Raw genomic sequence first — 12,356 nt, 5'->3', positions numbered from 1 at the left:
GCATGATGAGCGACATCACCTATTCATCCGATGAAGGCAGCCTCGCTGCCTCGCGGCAGGCCAGTGCGGGCGACTATTTCGCCCTGCTGAAGCCGCGGGTGATGTCGCTCGTGCTCTTCACCGGCCTGATCGGTGTGGTGGTGGCGCCGGGCGACATCCATCCGGCAATGGCGGTCATCGCGCTGATCTGCATCGCTGTCGGTGCGGGCGCGTCGGGTGCCATGAACATGTGGTTCGATGCGGACATCGACGCCGTCATGGAGCGGACGCAGCAGCGCCCGATCCCTGAAGGCCGCATCATGCCGCAGGAGGCACTGACGTTCGGCCTGTTCCTGTCCGCGGCCTCCGTCTTCACGATGGGTCTGCTGGTCAATCTGGCCGCTGCGGGCCTGCTTGCCTTCACGATCTTCTTCTATGTCGTCATATACACCATGTGGCTGAAGCGGCTGACGGTGCAGAACATAGTGATCGGTGGTGCCGCCGGCGCATTTCCGCCGGTCATCGGCTGGGCGGCTGTCACCGGCGGCCTCGAACTGCCCGCATGGACCATGTTCCTGCTGATCTTCCTGTGGACGCCGCCGCACTTCTGGGCGCTGGCCCTGTTCCGCAGCGGTGACTATGCCAAGGCCGGGGTGCCCATGCTGCCGGTCGTCCGGGGGGAGAAATCCACCCGTCGCCAGATCGTCGGCTACAGCTTCCTGATGCTCGCCGCCTCCTTCGCGCCGCTGTTCCTGGGTGTCGGCGGCATGGCCTATCTGGTCGGCGCCGCCCTTCTGGGCGCCGCGTTCCTGTTCATTGCCTTCATGCTGCTGCGGGAGCAGGAGGGAACCTATCGCTGGGCGGGACGCCTGTTCGGCTTCTCCATCTTCTACCTGTTCGCGCTGTTCTCACTGCTGCCGTTCGGCCCTGTCCTGATGCAGGCGGGATGAGCGGCATGGCCCTGACCCCTGAAGACGAGAAGCGCCGCCATGGTCGCAATCGCGCCATTGCCCTGGCACTGGCCGCATTCGTCATTCTCATCTTTGTCGGTTCCGTCGTGAAGATGACCAACGGCGTCATCCCGCAGTTGAACGTGGAGATCGGTCGATGAGCGAGCAGGTCACGCGCAACGGCCGGAACAATTGCAAGCTGCTGCTCGCCTGCGCCGGCATGGCCGGCCTGATGCTCGGCGCATCCTATGCGTCGGTCCCCCTGTATGACCTGTTCTGCCGCGTGACCGGATATGGCGGTACCACGCAGGAAGCGGATGTCGGTGCGGACCACCTGGGCAAGCGCATGGTCACCGTGCAGTTCGATGCCAATGTGGCGCGCGGCATGCCCTGGGACTTCAGGCCCGTTCAGCGCGAGCTGAAGCTGCGCACCGGCGAGACCGCCATCGCCTATTACCGTGCGACCAACAACACGGACCGCACCGTGATCGGCACGGCGACTTTCAACGTGACACCGCTGAAGGTCGGGTACTATTTCAACAAGATCGACTGCTTCTGCTTCACCGAACAGGTGCTGGCACCGGGGCAGTCCGTCGACATGCCGGTCCAGTTCTTCGTGGATCCGGAAATGGAAGACGACAGCAACGCGGATGAGGTGAAACTGATCACCCTGTCCTACACATTCTTCGAGCGGCCGCCTGAGCAGGCCGAATCGTCAACGATCCAGGTGAGTGCCGTTCAGGAATGAATGGCGAGGGTTAGGGAGCTGGAAAATGGCAGACGCACACGCCAAGAATCATGACTACCATCTGGTAGATCCAAGTCCGTGGCCGGTTGTGGGGTCGATCTCGGCCTTCATCATGGCCGTCGGTGCCGTCACGTCCATGCACGCGGCAGAGGGCGAGGGGATGGTCGAGGGGATCGTCTTCTGGGTCGGCCTGCTCGGCGTGCTCTACACCATGTTCGCGTGGTGGAAGGACGTGATTTCGGAGGCGGAACACAAGGGCGATCACACGCCGGTCGTGCAGCTGCATCACCGCTACGGCATGGTGCTGTTCATCGCGTCGGAGGTCATGTTCTTCGTCGCCTGGTTCTGGGCCTTCTTCAACGCCAGCCTGTTTCCGACAGACGCCATGGGCGGTCACTGGCCGCCGGAGGGGATCGAGGTCTTTGATCCCTGGCACCTGCCGTTCCTGAACACGGTCATCCTGCTGCTGTCCGGCACCACCGTGACCTGGGCGCATCACGCCCTTGTCTCCGGCGACCGCAAGGGGCTGGTGAACGGCCTGATCTGCACCGTGATCCTGGGTGCCCTCTTCAGCTGCGTGCAGGCCTACGAATATGCGCATGCGCCGTTCAGCTTCACCGGCGGCATCTATGGCTCGACCTTCTACATGGCGACCGGTTTCCACGGTTTCCACGTGCTTGTCGGGACGATCTTCCTGCTGATCTGCCTGATCCGGGCCATGCGCGGGCACTTCAAGACCGACCACCACTTCGGTTTCGAGGCGGCGGCCTGGTACTGGCATTTCGTTGATGCGGTCTGGCTGTTCCTGTTCTTCGCCATCTACTGGTGGGGCGGTTCAGGTGGCGTGGTCTACCACGGCTGATCCGTCATTCTTCTGACGATCAAGGGGGCCGCGTCGACGAAACCGTCGGCGCGGCCCCTTGCCTTTCTGAGCCTTTCCAGACGCCCACCCCAAACCCAGTCCAGCAATCCGAACAGGTCCGGCCATGAATGAATCCTATGTCTCCCCCTTTCGCGCAGGACTGACCGCCCGTTGCCCGCGATGCGGCGAAGGAAAGCTGTTCAGCGGTTACCTGGAGGTTGCCGACGCCTGCGACGTCTGCGAACTGGACTATTCCCACGTGAACTCCGGTGATGGCCCCGCCGTCTTCATCATCCTGATCATGGGCGCGGTCACCGTCACCCTCGCCCTGCTGGTGGAGGTCTGGTTCACGCCGCCGCTCTGGCTTCATGTGGTACTTTGGGGGCCATTCATCCTTGGTGGGTCACTGGCACTGCTGCGTCCCTTCAAGGCAACAATGATCGCGCTGCAGTTCAAGTACGCGGCATCGCAGGATGTCGATGTCGATTAGCCGCCGCCTCGGCGGACTGCCGCTCGTCAGCGTGATCCTGACCATCGCCGCGATCCTTGCCACATCCCTGTTCACCCTGCCGCCGCTGATCGATTACTGGGTCAGTCTGAGCCATGCCGGTTCGCCCGTGCAGGCACTGGTGCTCGACTGGCCGCGCCTCGGGCTGCTGACACTCGTCCCGGTCATGGCGGTCGGATTGCTGTCCTTCGTGCTGCTGACCGGTACGGAGGTCGACCGATGGCTCTATGCCTGTGTCAGTACATCCGTGCTGTCGGTCCTGTTCACCGGGCTGCAACTGGTGCGCCACGGGGAGAGCATGTTCGTCCACTCCGGTATCGCGACACAGCTTGTCTTTCAGGCGGAGGGCTGGCACGGCCTGGGTGTCCTGCTGGCGCTGCCCCTGGGTATCCTGACATCCCTGCTTGGCGTGCCGCGGTTCGCTGCCGCGCCCGGTAGCCGCATCGCCGCCTGGGTGCTGACGTGCTACTGGCTGTTTCTCACCATGCTCTGGCTGGCCGTGCTGCTTTCCTGGCGTGACCTGCAGTCCGCCTGACTCCGACACCGCCACACCGACCACCTGTCACGGAACCCGACAATTGCGATCCTTCCGCCCCTCCATCTGGCTGACCCTGGCCTGGTTCCCGTCCCTGATCATCCTGCTGGGGCTCGGCACCTGGCAGATGGAACGGCGCGCGTGGAAGCTGGACCTGATACACGACATCGACGCCCGGATGCACGACGCCCCCGTGCCCCTGCCCGAGACCATCCAGGACCCGTCCGCCTGGCGTTTCAGGTCGGTCAGCGTCAGTGGCCGCTTCCTGCATGAGGCGGAGGCGCATCGCGTCGCCCAGCCGCGACAGGGCACCAACGGCTACCAGGTCCTCACACCGCTGCTGCGCGAAAATGGCACCGCCGTCGTGGTGGACCGTGGCTGGATCCCGAAGGACCTGAAGGATCCTGCGTCACGCCCCGCCGGACAGGTGGAGGGGGAGGTGACGCTGACCGGCATTGTCCGCCTGAAGGGCGAGCAGACCATGTTCGTGCCTGACAATGATCTGGAGACCAACATCTGGTTCTTCGTCGACCTAGAGGCCATGCAGGCCCGTGCCGGTGTGCCGCTGCAACAGGTCTATCTGGTCCAGAGCAGCAGCGAACTGGCCTGGCCTGACGCGGCACCGCCGTCGTTCAGCCTGCGCAACAACCATCTGGAATATGCCTTCACCTGGTACAGCATGGCCGTGATCATGACCGTCATCTACGCGATGATGGGCTTCGCGCGCGGGCGGGAGAGAAGATCGGAATGACCACCATGCAGACAGACGCCCTGGCCAGCCTGAAGGACCGCTTCCGCCGCCGCAGCCTGATCGAGGATGCGCTGGCCATGCTCTACTGGGACCGCTCCACCCTGATGCCGGACGGTGCCGCGGACGCCCGCACCGACCAGATCGCCGAACTGACCCGCATGGCCCGCGAGATCCTGGTCGCCACCGAGACCTCGGACCTGCTGGATCAGGCAGAACAGGTATCGGCAAGCCTGGCCCCCCTGGATGCGCGCGATCTGCATCTGATGCGACGGGCCTTCCTGCTGGAGACCGCTGTTCCGGCCGATCTTGTGGAAGCCGCCCAGCGTGCCGGCGCGCGCTCTGAAATGGCCTGGCGGCAGAACCGTGCCGCCAATGACTTTGCCGCGCAGCAGCCGTTCCTGCAGGAAGTCATCCGCCTGACGCAGGAAACGGCAAAGGTGCGTGGCGCGGCCATGGGGCTCGCCCCCTACGACGCACAACTGGAACTGTTCGAGCCCGGTCTGCGCGACGCGGACGTCGCGCCGGTCTTCGCTGACCTGAAGAGCTGGCTGCCGGACATGGTGCAGCAGATCCTTGACCGTCAGGCACAGGCTCCGGAGCCGATGCAGCCGAAAGGCCCCTTCCCCGTCGCCATGCAGAAGGAACTGGGAGAGAGCTTCATGCGCGCACTGGGATTCGACTTCACGCGCGGCCGTCTGGACGAGAGCCTGCACCCCTTCACCGGCGGCATTCCCGACGACAGCCGTCTGACCACGCGCTATTCGACCGACGGTTTCGCGGAGGCCATGATGGGCATCCTGCACGAGACCGGACATGCGCTCTACGAACAGGGCCTGCCGGTCGCGCACCGCCATCGCATGGTGGGCCGTTCAGGCGGCATGGCGCTGCACGAGAGCCAGTCCCTGATCATCGAGATGCAGCTCTGCCGGGGACCTGCGTTCCTCGACCACGCCCTGCCCCTGATCCGTCAGACGTTCGGTGACCAGCCCGCGCTGGAGACCGCGAACTTCAACCGGCTGACCACCCGGGTCGAGCGCGGTCTGATCCGGGTCGATGCGGATGAGACAACCTATCCGCTGCACATCATCCTGCGACACGGCATCGAGAAGGCGCTGCTTTCGGGCGATCTCGCGATTGCCGACCTGCCCGGCGCCTGGAATGACGGCATGGCCTGCATCGTGGGGATCAGGCCCGCCGACGACCGCAATGGCTGTCTGCAGGACATCCACTGGATGGACGGGGCCATCGGCTACTTCCCGACCTACACGCTGGGGGCACTGGCCGCGGCGCAACTGATGGCGGCCATGCGTACCGCCCTGCCCGATCTCGACAGTCAGGTGCGCGCAGGCGACTTCTCGCAGTTGCTGGGCTGGCTCCGCGCGCATGTCCACACACGCGGCCTGGACGCCACGACCGGAGAGATCATCAGCGACGCCACGGGCGGTCCACTGGCCACCGATGCCTTCCGGACGCACCTGCAGGCCCGTTACCTGAACTGATCGCGGTTCAGAGCCGGGGCATAATCTGCTCGGCGAACTCGCGAAAGTTCTCCCGCATGAAGGCACGCGGCGGCAACAGCGTGACTTCCTTCAGTCCGGCTGCCTGCAACTGTCCGATCCGCTCCACGATCTCATCCGGCTCCCCGACCAGACCACCGGCAATGCGGATCATGTCCGGCGTGATGAAACGCCGTTCCTCCGGCGGGCAGAAGGCACAGTGGCCACGGTGCAGCATCTGGTGGCGGCGTTCGGCGGGCATGCTGGTCTCGACATAGGTGCGATAATCCTCCCAGACGCCGCGTACCCGCGAGGAGACGAAATCGTCCCGGCCCCATTCCTGATAGAGCTCGTACCAGTAGTGCAGGGTCGAGACGACGGCTGAGTCTACATGGTCGATCACCCGCTCGCTCTCCAGCGTCTCGCCCGGCTTCAGGACGCAGGCGAATGTCAGCGCCGCCACGTGGAAGTCGTCCGTGACCTCACGTCCGGCTTCCGCCGCACCTTCCCGGATGGTATCGAGATTGCGTGCCAGAACCCCCAGCGGTTCATTGCCCGCACAGATGCGGCCATCGCCATAGGCCCCGGCGGCCTTCAGCGCCTTCGGGCCGTTGGCTCCGACATAGATCGGCACCGGATCATCCAGGTTCAGGCATTCCAGTTCCCGGTCGAGAAAGCGGATCGGCCGGGTCTCGCCGTTCAGTTCGTGCTCGACCTCTTCCCCCTGCAGCAGGCCGCGCACGACCCGCAGGTAGTCGCGGAATGCCTTCGCCTTCACGGGACGCGCGCCCATGACCCGCATGGCGGTGTGCCCCGTGCCGATGCCGAGGAACGTCCGCCCCGGTGCGAGCCTGTTGATGGAGGCGATGGAGTGGGCCGTGACGGGGGCCAGGCGCGTACCCGCGATGGCAACTCCGGTCCCCAGCCTGATCCGGCTAGTGTGATGCGCCGCCAGCGCCAGCGTGGCATAGGCATCCGACCAGATCATCTGGCTGTCCGGTGCCCAGCCATGATCGAACCCGAGGTTCTCCATCTCCGGAAATATCTGCCAGTCGTCGATCTTCGTCGCGACCATTCCGCCGATCTTCATGTTTTTCCTCCCTCGCTCCCTTCCCCGACTCTGCGACGGGGCGCTAGTGTCTGGCAATCGTCAGCAAGAGAATTCAGCCATGCCCATCGCCAACGCTCTCACCTTCCCGGCACTCATGCCCGCAGGATATGACCACCTGCCCAGCGAACCGCAGTTCGATGCGGCCCGTCATCTGGCGCTGGAACGGCCCGAGTCCCGGATCGGCCTTGCGGATCTTGGCTACGAGGAGGCAGAGATCGCCACCTGCCCGTCCGACCTCGCCATCACATCGCCGTTCCGGGTGCTGAGCGACGAGGGCGCGGCTTGCCTGCTGGAGGTGGCGCGGCAACTGGCGCCCTTCGCCACCTCGGTGCAACGGATCGAGCGGATGGTCCGGGGCGGCACCTACCGCTCGCGCTTCCTGCGCGACCTCTGCCAGTCGCCGGATGTGAACGCCTTCCTGTCGAAGGTCTTCGGTGCGCCGCTGCTGCCGCACACCATCCCGCACCAGCTTGGCCACCTGAACTTCAACCCGACCCAGGTCGGGCGGAACGTGGACAAGTGGCACACCGACACGTTGCGCATCGACTATGTGATGTTCGTGACCGACCCGCGCGCCGTCCAGGGCGGGGAGTTCCAGTATTTCAACGGCACGAAGCACGAGATGAAGGCGCTGGCGGAGGCCGGGAAACCGATCCCGGCCGGCCGGATCGTCTCCCCCGCCCTGCCCGGCCCCGGCTATGCCGTGCTGCAGCAGGGCAATATGGTGGTGCACCGGGCCAAGGGGCTGCGGGAGGCGGCGGAGCGCATCACCATGGTGAACGGATATGTCCCGGCGGAGATCGGCTTTCCCGACTTCACCCGCTACGACCAGCTCTATCTCGCCGACCCGCACCATGTGGTGACCGAGGAATATGCCCGTCACGTGGCCTGGATGGGACGGGAGATGCTGACCCACCGCATCGACAACCCCGCTTTCGCTGATGACCGGGGCAGCGAGGCGGCGAGGTTCGAGCAACTCGCAGCCCTGTTCTCGGGCGCGGCGGAACAGATCCGCAATGCGGGAACGGCAACGGAAGAGCATTTCGGCGACGGGGAGTAGGGTCGGAAAGGGTCCTGAGGCGGAGGGACGCCCGGTCGTTCCTCTCCGCTACTTCTGTTTCTCTATGTCGCTCGCAGTACCGATTCTCAAGCCAGTTCGCGCACCCCTGAGTGGCACTTCTGGATGCCCGGATCAAGTCCGGGCAAGACGTTGGTGGTGCGGGGTGGCAGTTAGTTCACCTGTACCCATACACTCATTGACGTCGCTCGCGGACTCGATCCGCGAGCCCAGTTGCCCACGCCCGAGCGGCACACCTGGATAACCGGATCGAACCCGAGAACAAGACTCGGTCATGAGTCTGGCAGGATCTTCGCCTTGTGACCCCCAAAGAAAAGAGCCGCGCCCGGTTTCCCGGACGCGGCCCCTTCATGTCGAGACTGAATGGTCCCGGACGGATGATTACATCATGCCGCCCATGCCACCCATGCCGCCCATGTCAGGCATGCCGCCGCCACCGGCGCCGCCCTTGTCTTCCGGCAGATCGGCGACCATGGCTTCGGTCGTGATCAGCAGGCCGGCGATGGAGGCCGCGTCCTGCAGTGCGGTACGGACAACCTTGGTCGGGTCGATGACACCGGCCTTGACCAGGTTCTCGTACTTCTCCGACTGGGCATTGAAGCCGAAGTCGTTGTCGTTCTGGTCCAACAGCTTGCCGGCCACAACGGCACCATCGACACCGGAGTTCTCCGCGATCTGGCGGGCCGGAGCCTGCAGCGCACGGCGGACGATCTCGATACCGACCTTCTGGTCGGCATTGTCGCCTTCCAGGCCTTCGAGGGCACGGACGGAGTACAGCAGGGCGGTACCGCCACCGGGGACGATGCCTTCTTCAACGGCTGCGCGGGTTGCGTGCAGGGCGTCGTCAACGCGATCCTTGCGCTCCTTCACCTCGACTTCGGTCGCACCGCCAACCTTGATCACGGCAACACCGCCGGCCAGCTTGGCCAGGCGTTCCTGCAGCTTCTCACGGTCGTAATCGGAGGTGGTCTCCTCGGTCTGGCGACGGATCTGGCCACAGCGTGCCTGGATGTCGTCCTTGTCACCGGAGCCATCGATGATGGTGGTGTCTTCCTTGTTGATCTGGACCTTGTCGGCCTGACCCAGCATTTCCAGCGTGATGGTCTCGAGCTTGATGCCGAGATCTTCGGAGATCACCTGGCCGCCGGTCAGGATGGCGATGTCTTCCAGCATGGCCTTGCGACGATCGCCGAAGCCCGGTGCCTTGACGGCAGCGATCTTCAGGCCGCCACGCAGCTTGTTGACGACCAGGGTGGCCAGCGCTTCGCCCTCGACATCCTCTGCGATGATCAGCAGCGGACGCTGGGACTGAACGACGGCTTCCAGGATCGGCAGCATCGGCTGCAGGCTGGACAGCTTCTTCTCGTGCAGCAGGATGTAGGGCTTCTCCAGCTCCACGGTCATCTTGTCGGCGTTGGTCACGAAGTACGGCGACAGGTAGCCGCGGTCGAACTGCATGCCTTCGACGACGTCCAGCTCGGTCTCCAGGCCCTTGGCCTCCTCAACCGTGATGACGCCTTCCTTGCCGACCTTCTCCATCGCCTCGGCAATGATGCGGCCGATCTCGGCCTCGCCATTGGCGGAGATGGTGCCGACCTGCGCGACCTGATCGTTGGAGGTCACCGAGGTCGAGCGGGTCTTCAGGTCAGCCACGACAGCGGCAACAGCCGTGTCGACGCCGCGCTTCAGATCCATCGGGTTCATGCCGGCGGCAACCGACTTCAGACCCTCGCGCACGATGGCCTGGGCCAGCACGGTCGCGGTGGTGGTGCCGTCACCGGCTTCGTCGTTGGTCCGGGAAGCCACTTCGCGCACCATCTGCGCGCCCATGTTCTCGAACTTGTCCTTCAGCTCGATTTCCTTCGCAACCGTCACACCGTCCTTGGTGATGCGCGGCGAGCCGAAGGATTTCTCGATGACGACGTTACGACCCTTGGGGCCGAGGGTGACCTTCACCGCATCGGCCAGGATATCGACGCCGCGCAGCATCTTGGCGCGCGCATCGGTACCGAATTTGACGTCCTTGGAAGCCATGTGTTCCTGCTCCTTGTCTCAAGTTGCCGGCTCACCCGTAGGTGCGCCGGCGATCATCCTGTGTGTCGGGGGAGAGCGGCGAGAAGCCGGATCAGCCCTCGATGACACCCATGATGTCGGATTCCTTCATGATCAGCAGCTCTTCGCCGTCGATCTTGACCTCAGTGCCGGACCACTTGCCGAACAGGACGCGATCGCCTGCCTTCAGGTCCAGGGCAACGACTTCGCCCTTGTCGTTGCGCGCGCCATTGCCCACGGAGACGACTTCGCCTTCCATCGGCTTTTCCTTGGCGGTGTCGGGGATGATGATCCCACCAGCGGTCTTCTCTTCTGATTCGAGGCGGCGAACCACCACGCGGTCGTGCAGAGGCCTGAAGCCCATCGTCTGTACCCTCCCTCGGATTGGATACTGTGTGTCCTGAGTGTCGTTAGCACTCACATCGATTGAGTGCTAACAGCAGTGTGGACTTAAGAAGCCCGGGCATTCCTGTCAACGGATTTGGTGAAAAAATTCGCGCACCGTGCAAATTCGCCTGCCCCGGGAACGTGTCTCCAACGTTCGGCCTGTGGTCACATCCCGAACGTGTAGGTGAGGAACAGGCCGCCAGCAAACTGATCGGCAGACCCGCGCTGCTGCACGAGCGATGAACCGGCGGCGTCCCCTGCCAGTCGATCATACCCGGCAAACCATGTGACGGAGAGATCCCGGGTCACCGGATACATGACAGCACCCCCGAGACCATACGAAAGCAGACCGCCTTCCGCATCGAATGGCGTCAGGCCGGAGGCGGCCGACTGGGCGGCATTCACGTCGAAATATGTGCTCATGTAATTCGAGTCGGCGAAGGCCATCTGCGGCCCGAAGGACACGAAGACCGCACTGCGGCCCAGCCTGAAGGGCTTGCTGTAGCGGAGCTCCAGATTTCCGACCAGACCTTCATGACCGCCAATGCCCTGGCGCAGCTCCAGCTTGCCGGAGACATTGCCGACCGAATATTCGACGAAGCCGCCGAGTTCCACCGTCCCGTCGACATCGCCCAGCCCGACAAGGTCGTTGGTCCTGCCGCCCGCGATTCTCAGCGGCTGGTCGCCATCCTCTTCACGTCCGAAGTCGTACTTCGCAACCGGACCAACGCGCCACCCGCCGGATTTGATCAGATTGTATCCAACGCCCTCCCCCAGCGAGGCAAAGAACAGATCCTTGTAGGTCACCCTCACATTCGGAACCGCACTGGCAGCATAGGCGTCGTCGCCGAGATACAGGGGACCGGTGATCACCCCCGCACCAACGGAGATCTGCCAGTCGCTTTCCCCCTCACCCGGATTGCCCTGCTCCTGCGCCCGCACGATCTGTGGAACGGCAACGGCGAGCGCAAGCGCCAATACCACCGGTGTGGTTCGTCTGGTCATCTGGCTATCCGTTTGATGGCGTATCGTAAGGGGGTATCGCTGACTGGCCCGGATATGGGGCATGCCAGGCGATCTGCAAGGCGAAAAACCAGCAAATTCAATGTTGTCCGCTGTTCCGAGCCAGAAAGGCCTGGATGGCCGTATCAGCGGCACCGATGTGCTCCGGTTCCTTCCACTGCTCGATCAGCGTCGCATTCGGGGCAATTTCGGCAATCCGCCGGGAGGTGAATTCCGGGTGGTAGACATCTTTCCCCATCAGCACCAGCAGCGGTATGCGGCACCGCGCGACGTCCGCCTCCGTCTTGTTGAACAGCAGATCCGTACTGCCGAACATCGCGTCGCGAAACCCCGTCCAGACCACGTCACTCACATCAGGCTGTTCCGTCCGCTTCTCCTCCGCCCAGTCACCGAACATGTCGAGGAAGGTCTGGTGGTTGTCGGCGCAGCCGATGGGTTGCAGCATCACGCCGGAGGCCAGACGCTGCGGCACCGCATCCGCCAGCGCCATGATGTAGGAGCCACCGATGCACATGCCGACGGCATGGAACCGGTCCACACCCAGGTGGTCGAGCAGCGCCACCTGATCCGCGGTGTAGGTCTGCCAGCCATCCGCCGCCGTGATCGGAGCGGTCGACTGTCCGGCGTGGCGCTGGTCCATGGCAATGACCTGATAGTGCGGCGACAGGCGCGTGATCGCATCCCATGGCGCCTTGCCCCAATAGGGTATGGACGAGCGCATGCCGCCCGATGCCAGCAGCAGCACGGGAAACCCCACCCCATGCACCTCATAGTAGATTCGGGCATCGTCGCGTTCCAGAAAGGGCATGTCCGATCCTCCTCGGTCTCTTCGTTCAGGCTGCCCGGCGGGGGCGTTTGTCCGGAGCCGCAATATCG

General features: G+C 64.0%; 14 protein-coding genes. 9 read left to right on the top strand and 5 right to left on the bottom strand.

Translation table 11 applies throughout. The annotated features are described in order from the left end of the window. Positions 1-5 precede the first annotated feature (5 nt). The 8 genes from QGV55_RS07670 (at position 6) to QGV55_RS07635 (ending at position 5,832) form a co-directional block, all read left to right on the top strand. A complete protein-coding gene (locus tag QGV55_RS07670; RefSeq protein WP_281017420.1) occupies positions 6-929 on the top strand; it encodes a heme o synthase in 924 nt (307 codons plus the stop codon). Positions 930-934: 5 nt separating this feature from the next. Beyond that, positions 935-1,090: a hypothetical protein gene (locus tag QGV55_RS07665; RefSeq protein WP_281017421.1), complete on the top strand. Its 156-nt coding sequence runs from the start codon at positions 935-937 to the stop codon at positions 1,088-1,090. Next, entirely contained in the window at positions 1,087-1,677 is a 591-nt protein-coding gene (locus QGV55_RS07660; protein ID WP_281017422.1) for a cytochrome c oxidase assembly protein, read from the top strand. The genes QGV55_RS07665 and QGV55_RS07660 overlap by 4 nt, the downstream gene beginning before the upstream one ends. A gap of 25 nt (positions 1,678-1,702) precedes the next feature. Next, entirely contained in the window at positions 1,703-2,539 is an 837-nt protein-coding gene (locus tag QGV55_RS07655) for a cytochrome c oxidase subunit 3 (RefSeq protein ID WP_281017423.1), read from the top strand. A 124-nt stretch (positions 2,540-2,663) separates the two neighbouring features. Further along, positions 2,664-3,029: a DUF983 domain-containing protein gene (locus QGV55_RS07650; protein ID WP_281017424.1), complete on the top strand. Its 366-nt coding sequence runs from the start codon at positions 2,664-2,666 to the stop codon at positions 3,027-3,029. Beyond that, positions 3,013-3,582, top strand: a complete 570-nt coding sequence (locus QGV55_RS07645) for a hypothetical protein (RefSeq protein ID WP_281017426.1) — start codon at positions 3,013-3,015, stop codon at positions 3,580-3,582. Before QGV55_RS07650 ends, QGV55_RS07645 begins: the two co-directional genes overlap by 17 nt. A 43-nt stretch (positions 3,583-3,625) precedes the next feature. Then, the gene (locus tag QGV55_RS07640) at positions 3,626-4,333 is read left to right on the top strand and encodes an SURF1 family protein (protein WP_281017427.1); all 708 of its coding nucleotides are present in this window, start codon (positions 3,626-3,628) and stop codon (positions 4,331-4,333) included. Beyond that, on the top strand, positions 4,330-5,832 hold the full coding sequence (locus QGV55_RS07635) for a carboxypeptidase M32 (protein WP_281017428.1): 1,503 nt from the start codon (positions 4,330-4,332) through the stop codon (positions 5,830-5,832). The genes QGV55_RS07640 and QGV55_RS07635 overlap by 4 nt, the downstream gene beginning before the upstream one ends. A 7-nt stretch (positions 5,833-5,839) precedes the next feature. On the opposite strand, the gene QGV55_RS07630 is transcribed toward QGV55_RS07635, so the two are convergent. Further along, complete coding sequence (locus QGV55_RS07630; RefSeq protein WP_281017429.1) at positions 5,840-6,919, bottom strand: LLM class flavin-dependent oxidoreductase; 1,080 nt, start codon at positions 6,917-6,919, stop codon at positions 5,840-5,842. Positions 6,920-6,998: 79 nt separating this feature from the next. On the opposite strand from QGV55_RS07630, the gene QGV55_RS07625 reads away from it, so the two are divergent. After that, a complete protein-coding gene (locus QGV55_RS07625) occupies positions 6,999-8,000 on the top strand; it encodes a hypothetical protein (RefSeq protein WP_281017430.1) in 1,002 nt (333 codons plus the stop codon). 399 nt (positions 8,001-8,399) lie between these two features. Here the strand turns inward: QGV55_RS07625 and groL are convergent, their stop codons facing one another. The 4 genes from groL to QGV55_RS07605 form a co-directional block, all read right to left on the bottom strand. Then, entirely contained in the window at positions 8,400-10,052 is a 1,653-nt protein-coding gene (groL, locus tag QGV55_RS07620; protein ID WP_281017431.1) for a chaperonin GroEL, read from the bottom strand. A 91-nt stretch (positions 10,053-10,143) separates the two neighbouring features. Next, positions 10,144-10,434 (bottom strand): co-chaperone GroES, encoded by a 291-nt coding sequence (groES, locus tag QGV55_RS07615; RefSeq protein ID WP_281017432.1) that lies wholly within the window; start codon positions 10,432-10,434, stop codon positions 10,144-10,146. 188 nt (positions 10,435-10,622) lie between these two features. Beyond that, positions 10,623-11,462 carry a MipA/OmpV family protein gene (locus tag QGV55_RS07610; protein WP_281017433.1) on the bottom strand — a complete coding sequence of 280 codons (840 nt, stop codon included), beginning with the start codon at positions 11,460-11,462 and terminating at the stop codon, positions 10,623-10,625. 97 nt (positions 11,463-11,559) lie between these two features. Beyond that, the gene (locus QGV55_RS07605) at positions 11,560-12,288 is read right to left on the bottom strand and encodes an alpha/beta hydrolase (protein ID WP_281017434.1); all 729 of its coding nucleotides are present in this window, start codon (positions 12,286-12,288) and stop codon (positions 11,560-11,562) included. Positions 12,289-12,356 lie beyond the last annotated feature (68 nt).

The organism is Minwuia sp. IMCC3009 (genome assembly GCF_029909415.1).
Classification (GTDB): Bacteria; Pseudomonadota; Alphaproteobacteria; order Minwuiales; family Minwuiaceae; genus Minwuia.
This window is presented reverse-complemented; position numbering and strand designations above follow the sequence as displayed.